At 58.6% G+C, this 23,812-nt stretch carries 19 protein-coding genes, 10 tRNA genes and 2 pseudogenes; 12 read left to right on the top strand and 19 right to left on the bottom strand.

The window, feature by feature from the left end:
• Positions 1 to 48 precede the first annotated feature (48 nt).
• The 3 genes and pseudogenes from ACVWXD_RS15760 to ACVWXD_RS15770 all read left to right on the top strand — a co-directional run.
• Positions 49 to 837: pseudogene (locus ACVWXD_RS15760) on the top strand (cache domain-containing protein); the annotation flags it as partial.
• Between the two features lie 102 nt (positions 838 to 939).
• Positions 940 to 1,695 carry a methyl-accepting chemotaxis protein gene (locus ACVWXD_RS15765; protein WP_375803682.1) on the top strand — a complete coding sequence of 252 codons (756 nt, stop codon included), beginning with the start codon at positions 940 to 942 and terminating at the stop codon, positions 1,693 to 1,695.
• A 69-nt stretch (positions 1,696 to 1,764) separates the two neighbouring features.
• A pseudogene (locus tag ACVWXD_RS15770) lies at positions 1,765 to 1,917 on the top strand (AAA family ATPase); the annotation flags it as partial.
• A gap of 240 nt (positions 1,918 to 2,157) precedes the next feature.
• On the opposite strand, the gene ACVWXD_RS15775 reads toward ACVWXD_RS15770, so the two are convergent.
• The 4 genes from ACVWXD_RS15775 to ACVWXD_RS15790 form a co-directional block, all read right to left on the bottom strand.
• Positions 2,158 to 2,234: transfer RNA gene (locus tag ACVWXD_RS15775), tRNA-Asp, on the bottom strand.
• 19 nt (positions 2,235 to 2,253) lie between these two features.
• Positions 2,254 to 2,329, bottom strand: a tRNA-Val gene (locus ACVWXD_RS15780).
• Between the two features lie 176 nt (positions 2,330 to 2,505).
• Positions 2,506 to 2,582 (bottom strand) — tRNA-Asp (locus ACVWXD_RS15785).
• Between the two features lie 19 nt (positions 2,583 to 2,601).
• Positions 2,602 to 2,677 (bottom strand) — tRNA-Val (locus ACVWXD_RS15790).
• Between the two features lie 159 nt (positions 2,678 to 2,836).
• Here ACVWXD_RS15790 and rdgC point away from each other — a divergent pair.
• From rdgC to sugE, 3 genes are all read left to right on the top strand, one after another.
• Complete coding sequence (rdgC, locus tag ACVWXD_RS15795) at positions 2,837 to 3,757, top strand: recombination-associated protein RdgC (protein WP_010567523.1); 921 nt, start codon at positions 2,837 to 2,839, stop codon at positions 3,755 to 3,757.
• Positions 3,758 to 3,910: 153 nt separating this feature from the next.
• Positions 3,911 to 4,876 (top strand): bile acid:sodium symporter family protein, encoded by a 966-nt coding sequence (locus ACVWXD_RS15800; RefSeq protein WP_032885981.1) that lies wholly within the window; start codon positions 3,911 to 3,913, stop codon positions 4,874 to 4,876.
• Between the two features lie 105 nt (positions 4,877 to 4,981).
• Complete coding sequence (gene sugE / locus ACVWXD_RS15805) at positions 4,982 to 5,296, top strand: quaternary ammonium compound efflux SMR transporter SugE (RefSeq protein WP_095184284.1); 315 nt, start codon at positions 4,982 to 4,984, stop codon at positions 5,294 to 5,296.
• A gap of 117 nt (positions 5,297 to 5,413) precedes the next feature.
• On the opposite strand, the gene ACVWXD_RS15810 is transcribed toward sugE, so the two are convergent.
• The 3 genes from ACVWXD_RS15810 to ACVWXD_RS15820 form a co-directional block, all read right to left on the bottom strand.
• Positions 5,414 to 7,288 carry an MFS transporter gene (locus ACVWXD_RS15810; RefSeq protein WP_032889250.1) on the bottom strand — a complete coding sequence of 625 codons (1,875 nt, stop codon included), beginning with the start codon at positions 7,286 to 7,288 and terminating at the stop codon, positions 5,414 to 5,416.
• 68 nt (positions 7,289 to 7,356) lie between these two features.
• A complete protein-coding gene (locus ACVWXD_RS15815; RefSeq protein ID WP_260366569.1) occupies positions 7,357 to 8,505 on the bottom strand; it encodes a TDT family transporter in 1,149 nt (382 codons plus the stop codon).
• Positions 8,506 to 8,593: 88 nt separating this feature from the next.
• Positions 8,594 to 9,793 carry an MFS transporter gene (locus ACVWXD_RS15820; protein WP_457371178.1) on the bottom strand — a complete coding sequence of 400 codons (1,200 nt, stop codon included), beginning with the start codon at positions 9,791 to 9,793 and terminating at the stop codon, positions 8,594 to 8,596.
• A gap of 91 nt (positions 9,794 to 9,884) precedes the next feature.
• Here ACVWXD_RS15820 and ACVWXD_RS15825 point away from each other — a divergent pair, with 91 nt between their 5' ends.
• On the top strand, positions 9,885 to 10,424 hold the full coding sequence (locus ACVWXD_RS15825) for a TetR/AcrR family transcriptional regulator (protein ID WP_095184280.1): 540 nt from the start codon (positions 9,885 to 9,887) through the stop codon (positions 10,422 to 10,424).
• A gap of 125 nt (positions 10,425 to 10,549) precedes the next feature.
• Here the strand turns inward: ACVWXD_RS15825 and ACVWXD_RS15830 are convergent, their stop codons facing one another.
• From ACVWXD_RS15830 to ACVWXD_RS15845, 4 genes are all read right to left on the bottom strand, one after another.
• Positions 10,550 to 11,329 carry an ABC transporter permease gene (locus ACVWXD_RS15830; RefSeq protein WP_032889243.1) on the bottom strand — a complete coding sequence of 260 codons (780 nt, stop codon included), beginning with the start codon at positions 11,327 to 11,329 and terminating at the stop codon, positions 10,550 to 10,552.
• Positions 11,326 to 12,258 (bottom strand): ABC transporter ATP-binding protein, encoded by a 933-nt coding sequence (locus tag ACVWXD_RS15835; protein WP_095184279.1) that lies wholly within the window; start codon positions 12,256 to 12,258, stop codon positions 11,326 to 11,328. The genes ACVWXD_RS15830 and ACVWXD_RS15835 overlap by 4 nt, the downstream gene beginning before the upstream one ends.
• Positions 12,259 to 12,392: 134 nt before the next feature.
• Positions 12,393 to 13,010: a glutathione S-transferase family protein gene (locus ACVWXD_RS15840; RefSeq protein ID WP_181643591.1), complete on the bottom strand. Its 618-nt coding sequence runs from the start codon at positions 13,008 to 13,010 to the stop codon at positions 12,393 to 12,395.
• A 54-nt stretch (positions 13,011 to 13,064) separates the two neighbouring features.
• Positions 13,065 to 13,724, bottom strand: a complete 660-nt coding sequence (locus ACVWXD_RS15845; protein ID WP_032889237.1) for a transglutaminase-like domain-containing protein — start codon at positions 13,722 to 13,724, stop codon at positions 13,065 to 13,067.
• 191 nt (positions 13,725 to 13,915) lie between these two features.
• Between ACVWXD_RS15845 and ACVWXD_RS15850 the strand changes: the two genes are divergently transcribed.
• Positions 13,916 to 16,363, top strand: a complete 2,448-nt coding sequence (locus ACVWXD_RS15850) for an acyl-CoA dehydrogenase (protein ID WP_457371179.1) — start codon at positions 13,916 to 13,918, stop codon at positions 16,361 to 16,363.
• A gap of 75 nt (positions 16,364 to 16,438) precedes the next feature.
• Positions 16,439 to 16,846 carry a PA2817 family protein gene (locus ACVWXD_RS15855; RefSeq protein ID WP_010567536.1) on the top strand — a complete coding sequence of 136 codons (408 nt, stop codon included), beginning with the start codon at positions 16,439 to 16,441 and terminating at the stop codon, positions 16,844 to 16,846.
• On the opposite strand, the gene ACVWXD_RS15860 is transcribed toward ACVWXD_RS15855, so the two are convergent.
• A complete protein-coding gene (locus tag ACVWXD_RS15860) occupies positions 16,847 to 17,794 on the bottom strand; it encodes a LysR family transcriptional regulator (protein WP_181643589.1) in 948 nt (315 codons plus the stop codon).
• Positions 17,795 to 17,883: 89 nt separating this feature from the next.
• On the opposite strand from ACVWXD_RS15860, the gene ACVWXD_RS15865 reads away from it, so the two are divergent.
• Together ACVWXD_RS15865 and ACVWXD_RS15870 are read left to right on the top strand one after the other, a co-directional pair.
• On the top strand, positions 17,884 to 18,510 hold the full coding sequence (locus ACVWXD_RS15865) for an alanyl-tRNA editing protein (RefSeq protein ID WP_401381516.1): 627 nt from the start codon (positions 17,884 to 17,886) through the stop codon (positions 18,508 to 18,510).
• A gap of 215 nt (positions 18,511 to 18,725) precedes the next feature.
• A complete protein-coding gene (locus tag ACVWXD_RS15870; RefSeq protein ID WP_032889228.1) occupies positions 18,726 to 20,465 on the top strand; it encodes a dipeptidase in 1,740 nt (579 codons plus the stop codon).
• Between the two features lie 80 nt (positions 20,466 to 20,545).
• Here the strand turns inward: ACVWXD_RS15870 and gltS are convergent, their stop codons facing one another.
• The 7 genes from gltS to ACVWXD_RS15905 all read right to left on the bottom strand — a co-directional run bounded on the left by gltS (position 20,546) and on the right by ACVWXD_RS15905 (position 22,679).
• The gene (gltS, locus tag ACVWXD_RS15875) at positions 20,546 to 21,757 is read right to left on the bottom strand and encodes a sodium/glutamate symporter (RefSeq protein WP_095184274.1); all 1,212 of its coding nucleotides are present in this window, start codon (positions 21,755 to 21,757) and stop codon (positions 20,546 to 20,548) included.
• Positions 21,758 to 22,006: 249 nt separating this feature from the next.
• Positions 22,007 to 22,082 (bottom strand) — tRNA-Gly (locus tag ACVWXD_RS15880).
• Between the two features lie 3 nt (positions 22,083 to 22,085).
• Positions 22,086 to 22,161 (bottom strand) — tRNA-Glu (locus ACVWXD_RS15885).
• A gap of 103 nt (positions 22,162 to 22,264) precedes the next feature.
• Positions 22,265 to 22,340, bottom strand: a tRNA-Gly gene (locus ACVWXD_RS15890).
• A gap of 3 nt (positions 22,341 to 22,343) precedes the next feature.
• Positions 22,344 to 22,419: transfer RNA gene (locus ACVWXD_RS15895), tRNA-Glu, on the bottom strand.
• A 105-nt stretch (positions 22,420 to 22,524) separates the two neighbouring features.
• Positions 22,525 to 22,600: transfer RNA gene (locus ACVWXD_RS15900), tRNA-Gly, on the bottom strand.
• A 3-nt stretch (positions 22,601 to 22,603) separates the two neighbouring features.
• Positions 22,604 to 22,679 (bottom strand) — tRNA-Glu (locus ACVWXD_RS15905).
• A gap of 358 nt (positions 22,680 to 23,037) precedes the next feature.
• On the opposite strand from ACVWXD_RS15905, the gene ACVWXD_RS15910 reads away from it, so the two are divergent.
• The gene (locus tag ACVWXD_RS15910; RefSeq protein WP_032889225.1) at positions 23,038 to 23,808 is read left to right on the top strand and encodes a hypothetical protein; all 771 of its coding nucleotides are present in this window, start codon (positions 23,038 to 23,040) and stop codon (positions 23,806 to 23,808) included.
• The last annotated feature ends 4 nt before the right edge of the window (positions 23,809 to 23,812 follow it).

Here is a 23,812-nt window from a genome sequence, read left to right on the forward strand (position 1 = left end):
AGATTCAGGTGAGGAACCCCAAGCATGCTGTTTAAAAACAAAGTACTGATGCTGGTGCTGGCCCCGGTGGTGCTGTTGTCCACGGTGCTGGCGCTGACAACGAGCACCACTCTGCTGTCGAGCGCCGAGCAAGAAGTCACGGTGACTCGGGAACGCCTGCTTGATGAAAGCCGGGAGCGCTTGAAAGACTACGCCAACCTTGCCCGAACCTCAGTAGCGGAACTGTATGCGCAGGCAGAGACGGGGGACAAAGCAACGCGTGCGCTGGCGATCGCGCGACTGTCCCAAATGAAGTATGGGGACGACGGCTATTTCATCGGTTACGACAGTCAGGTCGTACGCCTGTTTCGGGGCGACAGCCGCGAAGGCGTCGGCACTAACATGAGCGACCGCAAAGACAAGAATGGAATTTACCTGAACCGGGAAATGGTGGCCGCAGCGAAGAACGACACCCACTTCGTCAATTATTCAGGCGCCCTGATCAATACGGATAAAGTCGTTCCCAAGCTTGCTTACAGCTTTTACCTGCCTGCTTGGGACATGGTCGTGGTCACCGCGATTAACCTGGACAGTATCGAAAGCCAGGTTGCCAAAGTACGAGGGGAAATCCATCAGCGCGTGCGCAGCCTTGTCTATGGGATAACCGTCATCGCCTTGGTTGCGCTCGGAATCACCGGCGTGCTCGCCTTGTTATTGGTTAAAAGCAGCCTGCGCCCCCTGTCACGGATTCGTGAGCACCTTGATGAGATCGCAGCGGGCGAAGGCGATCTGACGCGGCGCTTACCCATCAGCCGCGACGAGTTCGGCCAGGTGGCCGTGTCGTTCAACGCCTTCGCGGATAAGATTCATGGGCTGGTCAGCCAGATCGTCGGCATGGCCCGAGAGCTGAATACATCGGTCACCCAAGTGGCCGAACAGAGCAAATGCATCGATCAGGTCATGGAACAGCAACGCCAGGAAACCGATCAGGTCGCCGCAGCAATTAATCAAATGTCATCCGCGGCGCAAGAGGTAGCCATCAGTGCTCAGAGCGCGTCAGATGCAGCAGGCGAAACCGATTTGCAGGCCCAGCACGCCAGGCAGGTCGTCAATGAAAGCATCGCCCGACTGGGCACCCTGACCGAGGACTTGTCCGCGGGAGGCGTCTCGTTGAAAAGCCTGCAAGGCGATGTAGAAGGCATTGTCACGGTGCTTGATGTCATCCGCTCGATCGCAGAGCAAACCAACCTTCTGGCACTTAATGCCGCGATCGAAGCGGCACGAGCCGGGGACGCGGGGCGCGGATTTGCAGTGGTTGCCGATGAAGTACGTGCGCTGGCAAGCCGGACGCAACTTAGTACCCAGGAAATTCAAGCGATGATCGAGCGCCTTAACCTGGCCACAACCAAGGTCGTCACTGCGATGAGCCATTCAGGCGCAGCAGGTCATGGCGCCAGCCTGCACGCGGAACAAGCCGGGCAGTCGCTGGGCAAAGCGGTCGAGTTGATCGTCACCATCAATACGATGAACGCGCACATCGCCAGCGCCGCGCAAGAGCAGACGTCGGTCGCCGAAGAAATCAATCGGAGCGTCCATCAGATAGCCCACGCGATTGAAAACGTCGCAGACCAGACGCAAAGCGGCGTACACACAGTCGATGAACTGTACGCCATCGGTCATCGCCTTGAAGGCCTGTTGAGGCAATTCAAGATTTAACCGGGACGTCGGTTTGTTCAGGTTGCAACGTTGCAAGCGCTGGGCTCATTGCCCGATATCGCCACTTACCCAGTGGATCGGCTGACACACAGCTGCCCTATCGTCGAAATGGACAACGAGTCCTACCGCCTGCAACACAGCACCTTGGCCGCCCAGAGAAAGATCAAATCGTGTGAGCGAAAGCGCAAGGACAAAGAGGGTATCGAAGACGATGAGCCGTTTGAACTGCACCGTAGACACCGTTCAGCAGGCCTGCATGCGGTGGGGCCAGATGAGTCTTCAGCGAAGACACTGCTGCTAAGGTCATCCACAATTATTGGGACAACAATCAGCAATCGGCCGTGGGTCAATTTTCAAGTGGCTGGAGGTGGAATCCAGTGGATTCCAGAAACGAAAAAAGCGGCACAAGGCCGCTATTTCCGTGGCTTCCAGGCGCTCAGTGGGCCTTAGTGGAAGCAAATATGGCGCAGCGGACGGGACTCGAACCCGCGACCCCCGGCGTGACAGGCCGGTATTCTAACCGACTGAACTACCGCTGCGCGTAACACATGAAGCGAATGGTGGGTGATGACGGGATCGAACCGCCGACCCTCTGCTTGTAAGGCAGATGCTCTCCCAGCTGAGCTAATCACCCTTCGTTTCGGTGTGGGCGCATCATACACCAAAAAATCGTAATGTCTTGATTTAAATGCAATTTATTTAAAAAAAGTTTCCAGCACGACTTTTCGCCATATTTCGGACAAAAAAAACCCGCTCAATGAGCGGGCTTTTTGTGGTGACCTGGCGTTCAGCATTCCAGGTTACCGAATATGGCGCAGCGGACGGGACTCGAACCCGCGACCCCCGGCGTGACAGGCCGGTATTCTAACCGACTGAACTACCGCTGCGCGTAACACATGAAGCGAATGGTGGGTGATGACGGGATCGAACCGCCGACCCTCTGCTTGTAAGGCAGATGCTCTCCCAGCTGAGCTAATCACCCTTCGTCTCGGTGTGGCGCGCATTCTACGGAGCGACCCTAGGTCTGGCAAGCACTTTCTTAAATCTTTTTTTTGAGGCCTTCCAATGGCTTAGGCAGGGTTGGCCTGGGGCGCTATCAAGAGAATAATGCCCCCCTTTGTATAAAGGAGAGACTCACCCCATGTGGTTCAAGAACCTGCTTATCTATCGCCTGACCCAAGATCTGCCTGTTGATGCCGAGGCGTTGGAAGCGGCCATGGCCACCAAACTGGCGCGCCCTTGTGCAAGCCAGGAGTTGACCACTTACGGTTTCGTCGCGCCTTTCGGTAAAGGTGAAGACGCTCCCCTGGTCCACGTCAGCGGTGACTTCCTGCTGATTGCCGCGCGCAAGGAAGAACGCATCCTGCCGGGCAGCGTAGTGCGTGACGCACTTAAAGAGAAAGTCGAAGAGATCGAGGCCGAGCAGATGCGTAAGGTCTACAAGAAAGAACGCGATCAGATCAAGGATGAAATCATCCAGGCCTTCCTGCCACGCGCATTTATCCGTCGCTCGTCGACCTTCGCCGCTATCGCGCCGAAACAAGGCCTGATCCTGGTCAACTCGGCCAGCCCGAAACGCGCCGAAGACCTGCTTTCCACCCTGCGTGAAGTGATCGGCACCCTGCCAGTACGCCCACTCACCGTAAAAACCGCGCCAACCGCGATCATGACCGACTGGGTCACCACCCAGAAACCGGCCGATGACTTCTTCGTCCTGGACGAATGCGAGCTGCGTGACACTCACGAAGACGGCGGCATCGTGCGCTGCAAGCGTCAGGACCTGACTGGCGAAGAAATCCAGTTGCACCTGACCACCGGCAAAGTGGTGACCCAACTGTCCCTTGCCTGGCAGGACAAGCTGTCCTTCATGCTCGACGACAAGATGACCGTCAAGCGCCTGAAGTTCGAAGATCTGCTGCAAGATCAGGCGGAACAGGACGGCGGCGACGAGGCACTGGGTCAACTGGATGCGAGCTTCACCCTGATGATGCTGACCTTCGGTGAATTCCTGCCGGCGTTGATCGAAGCACTCGGCGGCGAAGAAACGCCACAGGGCATCTAAGCCGTTTGAAGATCAAAATGTGGGAGGGGGCTTGCCCCCGATTACGGTGTGTCAGCTACGCACATGTTGGCTGACATACCGCCATCGGGGGCAAGCCCCCTCCCACATTTGATCGCTTTTGCACTTCAAGAATCTAACAACAAGGACACCCCCATGCGCGCACTCGCCGCCTTGAGCCGCTTCGTCGGCAATACCTTCGCCTACTGGGTGCTGATTTTCGCCGTGCTCGCCTTCCTCGAACCGAGCTGGTTCATCGGGCTGAAAAGCGCCATCGTCCCGCTGCTGGGTCTGGTGATGTTCGGCATGGGGCTGACCCTAAAACTCGAAGACTTCGCCGAAGTCGCACGCCACCCGTGGCGCGTGGCACTCGGCGTGGTTGCGCACTTTGTGATCATGCCGGGTGTGGCCTGGCTGCTGTGCCAGGCATTCCACCTGCCGCCGGAAATTGCCGTCGGCGTGATCCTGGTCGGTTGCTGCCCGAGCGGCACATCGTCCAACGTGATGACGTGGTTGGCCCGGGGCGACCTGGCGCTGTCCGTGGCCATCGCTGCTGTCACCACCCTCCTCGCCCCGCTGCTCACGCCAGCTTTGATCTGGCTGCTGGCCTCGGCCTGGCTGCCGGTATCGTTCATGGAGCTGTTCTGGTCGATCCTGCAAGTGGTGCTACTGCCGATCGTGCTTGGAGTGATCGCACAGCGCGTACTTGGCGAGCGAGTTCGCCACGCGGTGGACGTATTGCCACTGGTGTCGGTGGTGAGCATCGTGATCATCGTCGCGGCGGTGGTTGCCGCAAGCCAAGCGAAGATTGCCGAATCGGGCCTGCTGATCATGGCCGTGGTGATGCTGCACAACAGCTTCGGCTACTTGCTGGGCTACTTCACTGGGCGACTGTTCAAGCTGCCGTTGGCACAACGCAAGTCGCTGGCACTGGAAGTCGGCATGCAGAACTCTGGGCTGGGCGCCGCGTTGGCCAGTGCGCATTTCTCGCCACTGGCGGCAGTGCCGAGTGCACTGTTCAGCGTCTGGCACAATATTTCCGGGGCGTTGCTGTCGACGTATTTCCGACGCATGAGCGAGAAGGAAGACCGTCGCATCCTGGAGAACACCCCGCAAACTTGATCGCCCGATCCGTTTTCGGCACTCTACGGGCTTCGCGGGGACGACCTCGCGACGCCAACGAGCGTTGAATCCGGGGACGACCCCGCCTGAAGAAGCGAGGTCATCATGTCCTGGATCATTCTGTTTTTTGCCGGGTTGTTTGAAGTCGGCTGGGCCGTCGGCCTGAAGTACACCGACGGTTTCAGCAAGCCACTGCCCACCGCCCTGACCATCACCGCCATGGCTATCAGCCTCGGCCTGCTGGGGCTGGCCATGAAGGAACTGCCACTGGGTACCGCCTACGCCATCTGGACCGGGGTGGGTGCGGTGGGCACCGTGATCGCCGGTATTATCCTGTTTGGGGAATCCATGGCGTTGTTTCGGTTGGCCAGTGTGGCGCTGATCATTTGCGGGCTTATTGGCCTCAAGATCAGCACTTAGGCCGCTACCGCCATCAAGGGCTAGCCCCCTCCCCCATTTGACCGAGCTGTTGTGACGAGCGCGGTCTAATGGAGGAAGGGGCTTGCCCCCGATGAGGCCAATACATCCAGTACAGAACTACCTGACACTCCCCCGCAAAACACCAACCACCGCCTGCAACTGCTCAGGCGTCGCCGCCTCTGCATCGACAGGCTCGCCAGCTACCAACACTACCCGCGACCAGATCCGATGGAAAATCCCCTTGTTCGGATCGCGGCTGAAGAAACTTCCCCACAACCCCTGCAACGCCATCGGAATCACCGGTACCGGCGTCTCCTCCAAAATCCGCGTAACTCCACCACGAAACTCATTCATCTCGCCATCGGCGGTCAATTTGCCTTCCGGGAAGATACACACCAACTCGCCTTCCTTCAGGTACTGGGCAATTCGCGTGAAGGCCTTTTCGTAGATCTGAATATCTTCATTGCGTCCGGCAATCGGAATCGCACCAGCGGTGCGGAAGATGAAGTTGAGCACCGGCAAGCGGTAGATCTTGTAATACATGACAAAACGGATCGGACGACGCACCGAGCCGGCAATCAACAGCGCATCGACAAAGGACACGTGGTTGCACACCAGCAAGGCCGCGCCCTCATCAGGAATGGCCTCCAGGTTGCGGTGTTCCACGCGGTACATGGAATGGCTGAGCAGCCAGATCATGAAGCGCATGGTGAACTCAGGGACGATCTTGAAGATGTAGGTGTTGACCGCGATGTTGAGCAGCGACACCACCAGGAACAACTCAGGGATCGACAGCTTGACCACGCTCAGCAACAGGATCGAAACAATCGCCGACACCACCATGAACAGAGCATTGAGGATGTTGTTGGCAGCGATCACCCGCGCGCGCTCGTTTTCGGCGGTTCGTGACTGGATCAGCGCATACAGCGGCACGATATAGAAGCCGCCAAACACGCCGAGGCCAAGGATATCGATCAACACCCACCAGGCCTGGCCGTAACTGAGCACCGCCAGCCAGTCATTTGCCTGCACGTTCTGCGGAAACCCGCCAGAGTGCCACCACAGCAACAGGCCGAACACCGTCAAGCCGAATGAACCGAACGGCACCAGGCCGATTTCGACCTTACGCCCGGAGAGTTTTTCGCACAGCATTGAGCCGAGGGCGATGCCCACCGAGAACACCGTTAGGATCAGGGTCACCACGGTTTCATCGCCGTACAACCATTCCTTGGCGTAGGCCGGGATCTGGGTCAGGTAGATCGCGCCGACAAACCAGAACCAGGAGTTGCCGACAATGGAGCGTGACACCGCCGGCGTCTGCCCCAGCCCCATGCGCAGGGTGGCCCAGGACTGGGTGAAAATATTCCAGTCCAGGCGCAGTTGCGGCGTAGACGCCGCTGCTCGTGGAATGCTGCGGCTGGCCAGGTAACCCAGCACCGCCACGCCGACAATCGCCACCGCCACGATCGGCGCGTAATGGGTGGACGACATCATGATCCCGGCACCAATGGTGCCGGCCAGGATCGCCAAAAACGTGCCCATTTCCACCAGGCCATTACCGCCCACCAGCTCATCTTCGTGCAGGGCCTGGGGCATGATCGAGTACTTCACAGGGCCGAAAAGCGCCGAGTGAGTACCCATGGCAAACAGCGCCAGCAACATCAATTCCAGGTGGTTAGTCAGGAAGCCCGTGGCGCCCACGGCCATGATCACGATCTCGCCGATCTTGATCACGCGGATCAGTGCGTCCTTGTTGAATTTCTCGCCAAACTGCCCGGCCAGCGCCGAGAACAGGAAGAACGGCAGGATAAACAACAAGGCGCACAGGTTGACCCAGATCGAGCGGTCACCGTCGATGGTGAGTTTGTAGAGGATCGCCAGGATCAGCGATTGCTTGAAAATGTTGTCGTTGAAAGCGCCCAGCAACTGGGTGATGAAGAACGGCAGAAAACGCCGTGTGCGCAGCAAGGTGAATTGCGAAGGATGGCTCATCGTCGTCCGTGTTCCTGCGTGGCCTGAAGGCTTATAGGTTGTCAGGCCAAGACTTTACCTAATCCCGCTTACTTATTCGCTAGGCCTGCAATGCATGGCGAAACAAAAAGCTCACCTTTATAAGCGCCTTGCACGGTGCGCTTGGCCACGATCAACCACATCAGCGTCAATGCCATCACCAACACGCAACCAAATACACTGAAGAACCCCAGTTGCAACAGACTCGCCAGCTTTAACGTGGCCAGGGCGTACACGCCCAGCGGGAAGGTAAAGCCCCACCAGCCCAGATTGAAGGGAATGCCAGCGCGCAGGTAACGCAGGGTTATCAGTACAGCGATGAGCATCCACCACAAGCCGAAGCCCCACAGGGTGATACCAGCAACCAGGCCGAGACCATTGGCCATTTCACCCACGCCAGGCAAGCCATTGGCGGCAAAGATCGCTGGCGCATCGCCGCCCAGTAGCAACATGCCAAGGGCACCAGTGCCAATGGGGCCGAGCGCCAGCCAGCTCGACGCAGCCATGTTGGCGTGAGGCAGTTTATGCAGGGCCATGCGCAACATCAGGATGGTCAAAATGCTGAACGCCACCGGCAGGGAAAACGCCCACAACACGTAGCTGGTCACCAGCATTATCAGTTGCGAGTGAGCGTCCGCCAGGTGCGGTGCGAGCAGGCCACCGCTGGCTGCAGCGACTTCGGCCGCCACCACCGGCAGCAACCAGACAGCCGTCATCTGGTCGATGCTGTGTTCTTGACGGGTGAACATCATGAAGGGGATGAGCACACCGCAGGCCAGTGCCATCGCCACATCCAGCCACCACAGGGATTCGGCCAGCGGGATCACATCGCCCCCCCAACGCGGCAGGCCAAACAGCAGCAAGCCATTGAGAATGGTCGCCAGGCCCATGGGAATGGTGCCGAAGAACATCGAGACAGTGGAGTGCCCGAAGATCCGCCGCGCCTCGTGGAAAAACATCAACCAACGCGCGGCATACAAGCCACTGAACAGGATGAACAGGCCGATGGTGAACCACCACAGCCCTTCGGCAATGGCATGCAGACCGGGCATATTTACCGGCAACTGCGCCAGGGCCAGCGCCAGTACGCCGGTGCCCATGGTCGCGGCGAACCAGTTGGGGGTGAATTGGCGAATCACTTCCCGAGGACGGGCCAGGTGACTGAAGGGCTTGTAGCTGATGGCATTCGAGCAGGTCATGATGAAAATCCTCTTCCTCGCATGAGGTTGAGACCATCATAGAACCTGATCGAATATCTATATAACGGGTAATATCTCTAACTGTTATCTACTTTGCAGATATGCAGGCCGCCTTGGACTTTGCCGAATCCTGCAGCAGCAAAGCGACCAACGCCCCGAGGGCCAGCAGAATGAGGACTGCGCCGTAACCGTCGGTGGTGGCGATCAGGCCAAAGCTGCGAATCAGGTTGCCCGCCAGCAGCGAAGGCAAACAAAACGCCAAATAACTCAGCACGTAGAATGCCGACATCAAGCCTGCGCGTTCATGGGGCAAGGCCAGCGGCACCACACTGCGCAATGCGCCGAGAAAGCCGGCGCCGAAGCCGCCACCGGCGATCAACGTGGCGATAAAAAACAGCGGCAGGCTGGCGCTGTGCACTGCCGTGAGGATCAGCGCCACCCCCACAGCCAACAGCGCAGCGCCCAGGCGCAGTACCTTACTGGCCGGTCGATTGCGCAGGGTGAAGATCACCAGCGCCCCGCTCAACGTCAGCACCGCCACCAAGCCACCACCGATAAGGTTCGACGTAGAGCCTGTCGCCGCCCGCACCAGCGACGGCGCCAGGGACAAGTAAAAGCCCCCCATTGCCCACACCGCCACGTCCACCGGCAGCGAAAGCCACAACGCTCGACGCGCCTGGGGCGGCACATGCAGCGTTGGGCGCAGCGATGCCACTGCACCGGGAATGCGATCAACGGTTTCCGGCAGGCGCCATACATAAAGCGCCTGCACCAGCATCAGCGCCAGCAGCGTCCAGTAGATCAACTGCGTCGGCAGCGGCGCGAACTCCACCAGCAAACTGCTGCCCATCGCCCCGCACGCCATACCCAGCAGAGGCGCAACACTGTTGACCAGCGGGCCCTGTTGACGGTCGGTGTCGAGCAATGCCGCGCCCAGCACCGCCGTGGCCATCCCGGTGGCAAACCCTTGCACGGTACGCGCGGCAATCAGCCAGGCCACGCTGCCCTCATTTATGAACAGCAGCATCGCCAGCATATTCAGGACCAACGCAGCAAAAATCACTGGCTTGCGTCCCAGGTGGTCCGACAGCGAGCCCACGGTCAACAGCGCCGCCAAGAGGCTCAAGGCGTAAACGCCAAAGATCAACGTGAGCATGCCTGCCGAAAAATGCAGCCCCTCCTGATACAGGTGATACAACGGTGTCGGCGCGCTGGAAGCCGCGAGAAACGTCAGCAACGTGATCGCCAGGAACATCAGGCTCGAACGATGAGAAATACGGCTGGACATAGGCACGCTCCGCTAAAGCTAATATTTTGCTTTTGCGAAGTGTGCTACTGACCAACGTTTAAAGCAAATTCTTTGTGTTAAGGTCATAAACATGGCGATTAAAGAAGGCCTCCGCCCGGGGGGTCGTAGTGCCCGGGTACAAGAATCCGTTCATTCGGCCGTGCGTGAGCTGCTGAAAACCCAGGAGCGCTCCAGTGTCACCGTGCCGATGATTGCCACCCGCGCAGGCGTCACGCCGTCGACCATCTACCGGCGCTGGGGCGACCTTTCCATGCTTCTTGCCGATGTGGCGCTGGCGCGCATGCGGCCTGATAGCGAGCCGGCCAACACCGGGACCCTGCGCGGTGATCTGCAAGCCTGGGCCGAGCAATATCTGGATGAGATGAGTTCAGAACCGGGGCGAAACATGATGCGCGACGTGCAATGCAGCCTGACACCCGGGTATTGCGTGAGCATCTTGAGTGGGCAGCTTCAGGCGATTGTTGATCGTTATCCAGATGACAACCCGCCCAGCGTCGACCGCCTGATCAACTTGCTGGCGGCGCCGACGGTGTTTCGTATTCTGTTCTCAACCGAGCCACTGAAAGTTGAAGAACTGCACGCGCTGATCGAGCTGGCACTGAAGGCCTGACACAAAACCAAATGTGAGAGGGGGCTTGCTTCCGATTGCGATGTGTCAGCTACAGATAAGCTGACTGACATAGCGCAATCGGGAGCAAGCCCCCTCCCACATTTTTTACGCGTTCGGGTCAGTACTCAGGTACGCATCCCACGCCCGCTCACCAGCAACTTCGCGCAACCGATATACAACACCACCGTCGCCACGATCATGAAAGTGATCGCCACACTGATCTTGATATCCGACACACCCAGGATGCCGTAACGGAACGCGTTGACCATATGCAGCACCGGGTTGGCCAGCGACACCGTCTGCCAGAACGGCGGCAGCAAAGTGATGGAGTAAAACACCCCGCCCAGGTAAGTCAGCGGCGTCAGCACAAAGGTCGGGATGATCGAAATATCATCGAAGTTGCGTGCGAATACGGCGTTAATGAAACCCAGCAGCGAGAAAATCGTCGCCGTCAGCACGACCACCAGAATGGTGACCCCGAGGTGATGCACTTGCAGGTGGGTGAAGAACAGCGACAGCAGCGTCACGATCACCCCGACCATCAAGCCACGCAACACACCGCCAGCGGTGTAGCCAAGCAGGATAGTGTGCGGCGACACCGGCGAGACCATCAGTTCTTCGATGGAGCGCTGGAATTTGCTTCCGAAAAAGCTTGAGACCACGTTGCCGTAGGAGTTAGTGATCACCGACATCATGATCAGGCCCGGCACGATGTACTCCATGTAAGTGAAGCCGCCCATATCACCGATCTGCCGGCCGATCAGGTTACCGAAGATCACGAAGTACAGAACCATGGTGATCGCCGGCGGCAGCAAGGTCTGCGGCCAGATTCGGGTAAAGCGCTTCACTTCGCGGTAAACGATGGTTTGCAGTGCGACGAGGTTGGGTTGCAGTTCGGAACTCATACCGCCACCTTCGTCAGATTTTTCTCCACCAGGGACACGAACAACTCCTCAAGGCGATTGGTTTTGTTACGCAGGCTCAGCACTTCGATGTTCTGGGTCGCCAGCTGCGTAAACAGCGCGGTGATGCCCATGGCTTTATCCACTTGGACTTCCAGGGTGTGGCTGTCCACCAGGCGGCTTGGGTAGCCAAGCAATTGCGGCGGCGCCGACAGATTGTTCTTCAGGTCGAGCAGGAAAGTCTCCACATGCAACTGGCCCAGCAGGTTACGCATGCTGGTGTTCTCGACGATGGTGCCGTGGTCGATGATGCCGATGTTGCGGCACAACTGTTCAGCCTCTTCCAGGTAATGGGTGGTGAGGATGATGGTGATGCCCTTCTCGTTCAGCTCGGTGAGGAAGGTCCACATCGAGCGACGCAGCTCAATGTCCACGCCGGCGGTGGGTTCATCGAGGATCAGCAGCCGCGGCTCATGCACCAGGGCGCGAGCAATCATCAGGCGACGTTTCATGCCGCCGGACAATGAACGGGACGGCACGTCGCGCTTGTCCCAAAGGCCCAACTGGGTCAGGTACTGCTCGGCGCGTTCCTTGGCAACTTTCGCCGGGATGCCGTAGTAACCGGCTTGGGTCACGACGATGTCGAAGGTTTTTTCAAACTGGTTGAAGTTGAATTCCTGGGGCACCACGCCGATGGAACGCTTGAGCGCCGCCGGGGATTTGTCCAGGTCATGGCCGAAGATATTCACCGTGCCGCTGGTTTTGTTGACCAGGGTGGAGAGGATGCCGATGGTGGTGGATTTGCCGGCACCGTTGGGGCCGAGCAAGGCGAAGAAATCACCTTCGGCAACGTCCAGATCGATACCACTCAGGGCCTGGAAACCGTTGCCGTAGGTTTTGGTTAGCTGCCGGATGGACAGAGCGGAACTCATATCGGAATACGCACCAAAGAAGGGAATAGAAAGAGTAGATGAGCGCGCAGCGCACGTAGTTCAACGGCGGCGCATAACAAGCATGGTGCTTGGCTGCGCCGCACAAGTACAGTCACCTGTATTAATAGTCAGTATTAAGTCAACGCGGTCATGACCGCTTTGCGATAGGCCGGACGCTGTTGCAGACGCTGGTACCAGGCTTCCAGATGGGGCATTGCGGGGCGTTCGATGGGCATCTCGAACCAGGCATACGCAAAGCATCCCAGGGGGATATCGCCTATGCCGAACGCGTTGCCGGACAAGTAAGGCTGCTCGGCGAGGGCTTGATCGACTGTTTTGAGCGCATCGATACACGTCTGGCGCCCGGCGTTGATACTGTCCCAGTTCTGTTTTTCCGCCGGAGTACGCAGGACACCCCAGAAAACCGCTTTGAAGGGCTCAGCCAAGGTGGAGGTTGTCCAGTCCATCCACTTCTCTGCGCTTGCTCGGGCTTGCGGGTCGCTCGGGTAAAATTCCGACGCATGCTTCGCGCATAAATAACGCACGATGGTGTTGGATTCCCACAACACAAAGTCACCGTCCTGAATCATCGGCACCCGCCCATTGGGGTTCAGTGCCCGATATTGCGGGGTGTCGACCACACCAAAAGCCCCGCCCGCATCAATTGCTTCATAGTCCAGGCCGAGCTCCTCGGCGCACCATAGTGCTTTCCTGACATTTGATGAATTTTTACGACCCCAGATCTTCAGCATGACCGCGCCTTATTGTTGATGAACATGGCTATGGACGCAGCAGCATACGCCGGTTCACCCGCGGCTTAAATCGCTCTGCATATCACCCAACAGGTTTGGCATGTCTGCGGCAAACAGGTGCGGGTAGCATTTCTGAATATGGGTGAAGAACAAATGCTCGGGTACATCAGCAAATTGCCCATGGTCCACCACGTACTCCATCGAGCGTTGGCCCTGACGATTGAACGCGTGAAACACACTGTCGTTGAGCCCATCAAATTCCAGCGGCGGCACATCAAACACCGCGCACAATTGCTGATTGAACGCCGGCGTGGCTTTGACCCAGCCACCGTTCAGGTGCAGCTCGGTGTAACCGTGCATGGCGAACACATCACTCTTGAGCAACGCGAGCAGACGCGGCGTCGACAGGTGATTGCGCACATCCGCCAGGCCTATGCGCGCCGGGATACCACAGTGGCGCGCGCAGGCAGCGAGCAACGTGGCCTTGGGCACGCAGTAGCTCTCACGGGTAGCCAGGGCGTAGCTGGCATTCAAGGTGTCTGGGTCGCGGCTGAACGTGTAGGGGTTGTAGCGCACCGCCTCACGCACGGCGTAATAGAGACTGACTGCCTGGTCAGTTAAATCCGCGCGGGTTCCGCGATGTTTTTCCGCGAACTCCACCACCGCAGGGTGGTCACTATCGATGAAGCGGCTGGGACTCAGGTACGTTTCCATGAGTGTTATCTCCGAAGGAAGCCTGGAGTTTAGCGACAGGTCTGCCATAGAGATAACGACGATTCGGCCAAATGTCGGCGCCTGTAGATCGGTGCTTTGCGTACAACTCGTTACACCCTGACTGCCGCGCTTTCTCGGATGCCGACTAAGCTCCTTGGTGGTTTCGCCCCTGGTTTCACGGAGGATTGAATATGCTGTTGTTGTGGATACTGGTTCTGGTGGTCGGCATTGCCTACCTGGCACACCGCCGCACCGCGCCCCTGCCCGCCTTGGGCGTGGTCGCCGTCTACCTGCTGGCGATGGGCGCCTGGAGCCATGCACCGGGCTGGCTGCTGCTGATCTTCTGGGTGCTGATCGCCGCCGTCGCAGCGCCGTTGCTGCTGCCCGACCTGCGTCGCCAATACTTCACTAAGCCGCTGTTCAGTTGGTTCCAGAAAGTCCTGCCGCCCATGTCCGAAACCGAGCGCGATGCCATCGACGCGGGCACCGTGTGGTGGGACGGCGAGCTGTTCAGCGGTCGCCCCGATTGGGACAAGTTGCTTGCCTACCCCAAGGCCCAACTGACCGAAGAGGAACAGGCCTTTATCGACGGCCCAACCGAAGAACTCTGTGCCATGGTCAGCGACTGGGAAATCGGTCAGGCCATGGACCTGCCTCCAGCCGCCTGGGAGCACATCAAGACCCACGGTTTCTTCGCCCTGATCATTCCCAAGGAATATGGCGGCAAAGGCTTCTCCGCCTACGCCCACTCCCAGGTCGCAATGAAGCTTGCCACCCGCAGCGGCGACCTCGCCTCAACCGTGATGGTGCCCAACTCCCTCGGCCCGGCCGAGCTGCTGCTGCACTACGGTACCGACGAACAACGCAACCACTACCTGCCGCGCCTGGCTCGTGGCGATGACATTCCGTGCTTCGCCCTCACCGGCCCACTGGCAGGGTCCGATGCGGGCGCCATGCCCGACACGGGCGTGATCTGCAAAGGTGAATGGGAAGGCAAGGAAACCCTCGGTCTTCGCCTGAACTGGGAAAAACGCTACATCACCCTTGGGCCGGTCGCGACCTTGCTCGGGCTGGCCTTCAAGGCCCATGACCCGGACCACTTGCTGGGCGAAGAGGAAGACTTGGGCATCAGCCTGGCGTTGATTCCCACCGACACTCCTGGCGTGGAAATCGGCCGTCGTCACCTGCCCCTGGGCGCCGCGTTTATGAACGGCCCCAACTCTGGCAAAGATGTGTTTATCCCCCTGGAATTCCTCATCGGCGGCCAGGAAATGCTCGGCAAGGGCTGGATGATGCTGATGAACTGCCTGTCGGTGGGCCGTTCGATTTCCCTGCCAGCAGTCGGCACCGGCGCTGCCAAGTTCACCAGTCTGGTGACCGGCCAATACGCCCAGGTGCGCGAGCAGTTCAACGTACCGCTGTCGGCCTTCGAAGGTATCCAGGAAGCCCTGGCTCGCATCGGCGGCAACGCCTGGCTGATGGACAGCGCGCGCATGCTCACCGCCAATGCCGTCGACCTTGGGGAAAAGCCTTCGGTGCTGTCGGCGATTCTCAAGTACCACCTGACCGAACGGGGCCGCGAGTGCATCAGCCATGCCATGGATGTGCACGGCGGCAAGGGCATCATCATGGGCCCGAACAATTACCTGGGCCGTAGCTGGCAAGGCGCACCGATCTTCATCACCGTGGAAGGCGCGAACATCCTCTCGCGCAACCTGATGATCTTCGGCCAGGGCGCCATCCGCTGCCATCCGTTCGTACTCAAGGAAATGGCCCTGGCCGGCCGCGAAGATCACGACCAGGCGTTAAAGGAATTCGACGGCCTGCTGATGCAGCATATCGGTTTTGCCGTGAGCAACGCCGCCAGCACACTGGTACTGAACCTCGGTATTGGCCGCTTTGAGAAAGCGCCGGGCAACCGCTTGAGCCAGGGTTATTTCCGTTCGCTGAACCGCCAAGCTGCGGCGTTCGCCCTGCTAGCGGACTTGAGCATGATGCTGCTGGGTGGCGAATTGAAACGCCGCGAACGCCTGTCGGCACGCCTGGGGGATGTACTGAGCCATATGTACCTGGCCTCGGCGGCGCTCAAGCGTTATCACGACCTGGATTCACCGGACCACCTGGAACCGCTGTTCGCCTGGGCCATGGAAGAAAGCCTCGGCGAGTCGGAACGCGCGCTGGATGAGTTGCTGAGCAACTTCCCAAACAAGGTGCTCGGATGCCTCTTGCGGGTGATCGTATTCCCGTTCGGCCGTCGCCACACGGGGCCGTCCGATGCACTGGATGCCGAAGTGGCCGCAGTGATAGGCCGCGCCAAAGGCGATCCAACCCTGGAAGAATTACTGGCCGGCTGCTATCGCCCGCAATCGGCGGACGATCCGGTAGGCGCCCTGCAACATGCCTACGACCTGCTGGGTGCCAGCCATCCGCTGCAGAAAAAACTCCACACTGCGCTCAAAAGCGGTCAGGTCAAACCGAGCGCCGGCGAGCATGCCATTGACGCAGCACTGCACGCCGGGGTGCTGCAACCGGCCGAAGCACAGACTCTGCGTGACGCCGAGGCAGCACGACGCAAGGTGATCGACGTGGATGATTTCAGTAAGGAAGAGTTGACCCAGGCTGAGGGTAAAGTCCGCTGAGTCGAGCGGTCATATAAATACGGGCGCGAGGGCTATATACTCTCGCGCCCGTTTTTGCTTTAGAGGACTTATCTCGTGTCCAACGTCGTTGCCGATCATCTCGTCTTGCTCGACCACCTGCGCAGCATCCTGGTTGCCGTCGGCGAAGCCGAACAGGTGCCCGAGGAAAGCCACACCCTATTCCTGGAGCGCTTCGACGAATTGCGCGCGCTGCTGCCCATCGACCCGATCGAAAGCCAGTACCTGGGGCAGGACTTGATGAGCCAGGTCATCCTGCGCTACCCGCAAATTGCCCACCTCGTACCACGCGATCTGCTGTGGTTCTTCGGCGGCGACTGCCTGCACTTCATGCCCGACGAAGAACTGGACCTTTACCAGGCCTTGGAAGAACGTCGCTTTGAGGCCGAACAGAACGACGAACCGTTCGACTGGAACCAGGAAAAACAGTTGCTGGCCATGCCCCAGGATCAGAGCAAGCACTGATCAGCCAACCACACCAGAGGGCCGACGCAACGTCGGCTCCCTCGCCATACACTCCACCAAATAATCAATGAACACCCGCAGCTTAGGCGGCAGGTAGCGCGTGGGCGAATGCAGCAACCACGCCTCGCCATGGTAGGACGCAATAAAATCCCACCCCGGCAACACCTGCACCAACCGCCCCTCCTCCAATGCATGACGCGCTGTAAAGTACGGCAAGCTGCCAATCCCCACATGCTGCAACACCGCATCCAGCCGCACGCCGGTGTGGTTAGCGGCATAACGCCCACGCACGCTGACGGTCACCGCCCTACCTCCCTGGCGAAACTTCCAGCGCGAGTCGCCCGGGGTTTCGCCAAGGTAGATACAGCTGTGCTCCAACAAGTCGTGGGGATGCTCCGGTGTACCGTGCTCGGCCAAATACTGCGGCGTAGCGCAAAGCAAATGTTCAATCGGCAATAGCTGGCGCCCCACCAGGCCCGGCGGCGGGCTGTCGGTGATGCGAATACTCAGATCAACATTGTCATCGATCATGTCCACCTGCCGGTCTTCCAGGATCAATTGCACATCCACCTTGGGATATCGCCGCAGGAACTCGGGCATATGCGGATGCACCACAAACCGCCCGACCGCCTTGGGCACACTGACACGCACCAGGCCCTCAGCCTCATGGGTGAATTGACCGCTGATTTCCATCACCGAGCGCGCAGCGCTGACCATCTCCTGGCAGCGCTTGAATACCTCTTCCCCCCCGTCGCTCAGGCGCAGTTTTCGCGTGGTACGTTGCAGTAACCGGGTAGCCAGGGCTTTTTCCAGGCGCGAAATACTGCGACTCACCGCCGACGGCGAGACACTGAGTTGCCGTGCCGCTTCGGAGAAGCTGCCGGTCTCTACCACCTTGACGAAAATCGCCATTTCACTCAGCAGCGGTAACGGAAGATTGATGCTCATGACGCACAGGTCCATTGATAATTGAGCGGATTATCACCTAATCCGACAGCATTTATACTGCCCGCAGAACCCTGATGCGGATGTAGAAAATGACCGAGCGCCTGTTTTTCACCCATGACCACCTCACCGCAGAGCTTGAAGTGCTGGGTTGCACGCCCTTTGAGGACCAGTTTGCGGTCATTTTGCAGTCGACGATTTTTCATCCCCAAGGCGGCGGCCAGCCGTCCGACACCGGTTGGCTGGGTGAAGCCCGGGTACTGCGCGTCACTCAGGAGGTTGATCGCGTGGTGCACTATCTCAACCACCCTGTGCCACTGGGCGCCATCAATGCGAGGGTCGATGAACCACGCCGCGCCCTGCACACGCGCCTGCATTCCGCCGGGCACTTGATCGGCAACGCCGGCGAAACCCTGGGCTGGATGCCAATCAAGGCCCACCACTGGCCGGGCGAAGGCAAGATCACCTTTATCCGTGGCGAAACCGCGCAAGCTATCGACGCCGAAACCCTCCAGCAGCAGATCAACCAATGGATCGCCGCAGACTACCCACGCCATATGACCCTGGACGAAGGCATCCGCGAAGTAGGTTTCGGTGAGTTGCCCACGTACGCATGCGGTGGCACCCATGTGCAAACACTGGGCGAGCTGGGTGAGGTGACGATCCTTGCCTTGTCGGAAAAAAAGGGCGCGCTGTCGGTACGTTACAGCCTTGACTAAACCGCAACCGCTCTCGTCGAGCACCATGAGCTGCGCGGCCTCTAAAACGCAGGTCACGACGTTGCGAAATAAGCATTCAAGGGGGCTATCGAGTTTTTAGATAAGCCTTCTTACGGCCTCCCCGGCACACCTTCGCAGTGTTAGTGTGTGGAAATGTTTCTGACACATTGATCAGAAATCTCCTACTTTCCCTTTGCAAAGGAATGCCTTTAGCCATGCACTTCCCTCTCAAACATTTGGCGGCTGCGACCCTGTTCGCGGCGAGCCTTTCGGTGATGAGTACTCCCGCCTTTGCCAATATCACCCCGCAGCAAAGCACGGCAATTCTGAAGAGCTTCAACGAAACTTCGGTCACTGACTTTCGTGGTTTCCTCAGCACACTAGCCAAGGGAGACCTGGGCAAAACGGCGGATGTAGGCCCTGCAATCAGCGTCTTCCTCGACAACCAGACCCTGACCGCCGACCAGCAGAACGAGATCCATCGCTTGCTGGGTATTTACACCCGAGTTAAATACGGAAAAGCCGCCCTAGAAACTCTGCGCGAACTGGTGGAAATCCCAACCTTCAACGTAGACGGTGTTCCGCAATACAAGAATCCGGAATTCACCCGGATTGCCGACAAGCTACAGGCCCTGGCCAAGACCTTTGACCTGAACTTCCGTAACGTCGACAACCGCGTGTACGAAATTTCCCTGGCAGGCAGCGGCGACGAAGTGGTGGGCATCCACGCCCACGCCGACGTGGTGCCGGTAACCCCGGAAAACTGGGTACTGAAAGACGGCACCAAGCTTGATCCGTTCAAGGTCACGCTGATCGGCGACCGCATGTATGGCCGTGGTACCGAGGATGATAAAAACGGCATCGTGGTGGCTATGTATGCCATGAAAGTGATCAAGGAAGAAAAGCTGCCGCTGGCGCGCAATTTCAAACTGCTGGTGGATACCACCGAGGAGACCTCCGGAGACGCGATCCCTTACTACTTCGAACGCAACCCGACACCGCAATACAACCTTGCGCTGGATGGCGGCTATCCGGTGGTGATTGCCGAAAAAGGTTATGGCACCGTCATGGCCACCTTCCCCCGCCGCAAAGGGGAAGGCAAAGGCGCAGAAATCATCGCAATGACCGGCGGCATGGCCACCAACCAGATTCCATCGGCGTCGGTGGCCACGTTTATCAGCGACAACCCTAAGGAATTAGCAGCCAGCCTCCAAAAGGCCGGCACGGAATACGTCAAGCGCAACGGTGGCGATTTTGAGGTGAGCGCCAAGGTCAACGGCAAGGACGTCAAGCTGACTGTCACCGGCGTGTCGGCGCACTCCTCCGAGCCGGAGTCCGGCATCAACCCGGTGGCGCGCATGCTGGAGCTGATTCACAGCGTCGACGGCAAGATCGCTCTCAAGCACAACCACATCACCGACGCTGCGCGGTATGCGTCCGACAATTGGGGCCTGGATTACTTGGGTGGCAAATTGGGCGTGGGTTTTGCGGATGATTTCATGGGCCCGCTGACCACCTCACCGACCTTTGTCGGGCTGGATGAAAAGGCTTTCAAGCTGGCAGTCAACCTCCGGGTGCCGAAGGGTAAATCCCCGGAGCAGCTCAAGGCCGAGATCGCCGAAAAGTTGAGCGCCTGGGACAAGAAAACCAAGGTCAACGTGGACTTCACCTACTCGGTGGCCGAGCCGATGTTCCGCAACCCGGAAGGTGAATGGGTGAAGGCCTTACTCGCGGTAGCCAGCGAAAACCTGGGCATGGAACACAAGTTCGGCACCTCGGCTGGAGCGACCTCCGTGCACGAGTTGCCCAACGGTGTGCAATTTGGCCTGGCGCGACCGGAAGTGAAGTACACCGGGCATACCGACAATGAGTTCAAGACGGTCGACCAGTTCTTGCTGGATCTGCAGATCGTCACCGAAATGATGGGGCGTATCGGACAGCTGCCCAAGCTCTGATTGCGATTGAAGCGCTCCCCAACAACAAACGCCGATCATTGCTGATCGGCGTTTTTGTGTGCGGCGCAGGGGTTAACGCGTCAACCCGCCGCGCCCAGGAACGGCAGCGCCAGATACAACTTGATCACCACCGCATTGGTGATATCGATAAAGAATGCGCCCACCATCGGCACCACCAGAAACGCAATCTGTGACGGCCCGAAGCGTTGCGTCACCGCCTGCATGTTGGCAATCGCCGTCGGCGTGGCACCGAGCCCGAACCCGCAGTGCCCTGCCGCCAGCACTGCCGCATCGTAATTGCTGCCCATGACCCGGAACGTGATGAAAATCGCAAACAGCGCCATCAGCAATGCCTGCGCGGCCAGCAGGATGACAATCGGCAAGGCGAGTGCTGCCAGGTCCCACAGCTTGAGCGACATCAAGGCAATAGCCAAGAACAACGACAGACTGACATTGCCCAGCACCGATACCTCGCGCTCGAACACCTGATGCCAGCCCAGCGCCGACAAGCCGTTACGCAGCACGACGCCGACAAACAGCACACAGACGAAAGTGGGCAACTCCAGTGCTGTGCCTTGAAGGAAGCCGTTGAGGTAGGTGCCGACCTGGAGGCTGATCGCAAGCAACGCGAGGGTTTCGATGAATGAGAACGGGGTAATCAAACGCTCCCTGTTCGGTTGCTCGAAGCCCTTGGGCAGGCGTGGCTGCACCTGCTCGATACCAGGCACCTGGACCCGCTTGATCAGCAAGCGGGCAACCGGACCTCCAATCAAGCCCCCGAGCACCAAGCCGAAGGTTGCGGAGGCGATCGCCAATTCTGACGCGGAGGCCACGCCATACTTCTCGCTGAACACAGTCCCCCAGGCGGCACCCGTACCGTGTCCGCCTGACAGCGTCACCGAGCCGGCGAGCAAGCCCATCAACGGGTCGAGTCCCAAGGCCTTGGCCAATGCGATGCCCATGGCGTTTTGCACCACCAGCAGTGTGGTCACGACCAACAGAAAGATCGCCAGGATTCGACCGCCTTTCTTCAAACTGGCGAAATCCGCGTTCAGTCCAATAGTGGCGAAAAATGCCAGCATCAACGGGGTTTGCAACGAAGGGTCGAAGCGCACCTCAATATCGGCCAGCCCCCGCAACGCCAAAAGCACTAAAGCGACCACCAGGCCGCCGGCTACCGGCGCGGGAATATTGTAGGCGCGTAAAAAGCCTATGCGGGCAACCAGCCAGCGGCCAAGCAAAAGCACAAGGGACGCGGCGACCAGGGTTGAATAGAAGTCCAGCTGTAACATCCGGGCAGCTCTCTGAGGTGAACAAGGAAAATAGGCACGCCAGAGTAGAGACAGCGGGACCAATTCGCATCAACCTCACGGAAAGTACAGACTATTCCTACAAGACCCACCACATCAGCGGCGAAGCAGATGGCTTTACCAGGAAAAGCACATCTGGAACCGGCAAGAATGAAAAAAGAGACCGAAGCCCCTTTACGTAAATCGCAGGCAAAAAAAAGCCACTCGCTTGAGTGGCTTTTTTCTTGAATATGGAGCGGGAAACGAGACTCGAACTCGCGACCCCGACCTTGGCAAGGTCGTGCTCTACCAACTGAGCTATTCCCGCAAATGGCGTCCCCTAGGGGACTCGAACCCCTGTTACCGCCGTGAAAGGGCGGTGTCCTAGGCCACTAGACGAAGGGGACACGCTACTGAAACACATGGTGTGTATTTCAGTGCCCAGAGGCCTCATCCGAAGATTGGGTCCTGGTTTCACTCAGCGCCGCCCGAAAGCAACACCGCTTAAAATGGAGCGGGAAACGAGACTCGAACTCGCGACCCCGACCTTGGCAAGGTCGTGCTCTACCAACTGAGCTATTCCCGCAAATGGCGTCCCCTAGGGGACTCGAACCCCTGTTACCGCCGTGAAAGGGCGGTGTCCTAGGCCACTAGACGAAGGGGACACGCTACTGAAACACATGGTGTGTATTTCAGTGCCCAGAGGCCTCATCCGAAGATTGGGTCCTGGTTTCACTCAGTGCCGCCCGAAAGCCACACTGTTTGTAAATTGGAGCGGGAAACGAGACTCGAACTCGCGACCCCGACCTTGGCAAGGTCGTGCTCTACCAACTGAGCTATTCCCGCATATGGCGTCCCCTAGGGGACTCGAACCCCTGTTACCGCCGTGAAAGGGCGGTGTCCTAGGCCACTAGACGAAGGGGACACACGTACAACATTCACTACTCAACGCGTTTCGCTGTGTGCTTTACGCTTTAAGTGGCGCGCATTCTATGGATGGATTGGGGGATCGTCAACCCCCAAGGATAAATTTATTAAAATCAATGACTTCGCCCGCGTTTACCAGCCGTTGCGAGCATTCTGCCCGTCCGCACCTTGACGCCTATATTCTGGCACCCGACAAGACGTTATAGTTCGCCCTGGCAAATAATGGCAATGTGCATCTACGCAGGGAGCGCTTGTCTATATAGAAGAAACTACCCGGGCAGCTGGTCGATCAGCTCTATCCGATAGCCGGCCCAGTCACTACACTCCATTGCAAACCCTATAAAGAGGTCACACCGGTGACACCACTCATGATCACCCTGCTGGTAATAGCCGGGATCGTAATACTGATCGCCATTGGCTATATGAACCACGTGGTGGAAAACAACAAGCTGGAAAAGCAGCGCGTCCAGATCGAGCTTAACGATCGCCTGCGCCGTTGCGGTGAGATCACCGAAACATTCCCAGGCCAACTGATGACCCCGGCGCTCAAACTGTTGTTGACCCGCCTGGAACTCAACGTGAACCAGCGCCTGTTGAACCTCAACAAGACCAGTGCTCCTATTAAAGCGCGCATCACTGAGCTGAATACACTGGTGGCCCAGGGCGAATCCATCCCGGTCAACAACCCCCCGGCACCGATCCAGACCGAAGCCAAGGCCAAGGACGTGCGCTTCCTGCTGGAAGCCCTGCACGGCCAGGTCACGCGCGCAGCCCAGGACGGTTTCCTACCCTCCAACGAAGCCAAGCATTGGATCAAAGAAATCCGCCATATCCTGGTGCTGCTGCACATCGAGTTCTTCAACAACCTCGGCCAGCACGCGCTGCAGCAGGGCCAACCGGGCCAGGCACGCCTGGCCTTCGAGCGTGGTGTGCAGTACCTGCGCAAACAGCCGGAGCCGGTACTCTACAGCGCCCAGCTGCAATTGCTGGAAGGCCAACTGGCCCGCGCCAACTCCACCGTGCTGGCTAACAGCAAACAGGCCGCAGAAGAGGTCAACGAACTGACCCAAGGCATGAAAGAAGTCGACGCCGACGCCGAGTGGAAGAAGAAAGTCATCTACGATTGATCCT

Source organism: Pseudomonas sp. TE3911 (assembly GCF_054062775.1).

Coding starts and splice junctions, on each gene's coding strand:
- ACVWXD_RS15840 (WP_181643591.1), bottom strand. CDS start 13,010: ATGCTGAAGATCTGGGGTCGTAAAAATTCATCAAATGTCAGGAAAGCA.
- sugE (WP_095184284.1), top strand. CDS start 4,982: ATGTCCTGGATCATTCTGTTTTTTGCCGGGTTGTTTGAAGTCGGCTGG.
- gltS (WP_095184274.1), bottom strand. CDS start 21,757: ATGTTACAGCTGGACTTCTATTCAACCCTGGTCGCCGCGTCCCTTGTG.
- ACVWXD_RS15820 (WP_457371178.1), bottom strand. CDS start 9,793: ATGTCCAGCCGTATTTCTCATCGTTCGAGCCTGATGTTCCTGGCGATC.
- ACVWXD_RS15860 (WP_181643589.1), bottom strand. CDS start 17,794: ATGAGCATCAATCTTCCGTTACCGCTGCTGAGTGAAATGGCGATTTTC.
- ACVWXD_RS15815 (WP_260366569.1), bottom strand. CDS start 8,505: ATGACCTGCTCGAATGCCATCAGCTACAAGCCCTTCAGTCACCTGGCC.
- ACVWXD_RS15835 (WP_095184279.1), bottom strand. CDS start 12,258: ATGAGTTCCGCTCTGTCCATCCGGCAGCTAACCAAAACCTACGGCAAC.
- ACVWXD_RS15870 (WP_032889228.1), top strand. CDS start 18,726: ATGCACTTCCCTCTCAAACATTTGGCGGCTGCGACCCTGTTCGCGGCG.
- ACVWXD_RS15850 (WP_457371179.1), top strand. CDS start 13,916: ATGCTGTTGTTGTGGATACTGGTTCTGGTGGTCGGCATTGCCTACCTG.
- ACVWXD_RS15865 (WP_401381516.1), top strand. CDS start 17,884: ATGACCGAGCGCCTGTTTTTCACCCATGACCACCTCACCGCAGAGCTT.
- rdgC (WP_010567523.1), top strand. CDS start 2,837: ATGTGGTTCAAGAACCTGCTTATCTATCGCCTGACCCAAGATCTGCCT.
- ACVWXD_RS15845 (WP_032889237.1), bottom strand. CDS start 13,724: ATGGAAACGTACCTGAGTCCCAGCCGCTTCATCGATAGTGACCACCCT.
- ACVWXD_RS15825 (WP_095184280.1), top strand. CDS start 9,885: ATGGCGATTAAAGAAGGCCTCCGCCCGGGGGGTCGTAGTGCCCGGGTA.
- ACVWXD_RS15810 (WP_032889250.1), bottom strand. CDS start 7,288: ATGAGCCATCCTTCGCAATTCACCTTGCTGCGCACACGGCGTTTTCTG.
- ACVWXD_RS15765 (WP_375803682.1), top strand. CDS start 940: ATGGAACAGCAACGCCAGGAAACCGATCAGGTCGCCGCAGCAATTAAT.
- ACVWXD_RS15800 (WP_032885981.1), top strand. CDS start 3,911: ATGCGCGCACTCGCCGCCTTGAGCCGCTTCGTCGGCAATACCTTCGCC.
- ACVWXD_RS15830 (WP_032889243.1), bottom strand. CDS start 11,329: ATGAGTTCCGAACTGCAACCCAACCTCGTCGCACTGCAAACCATCGTT.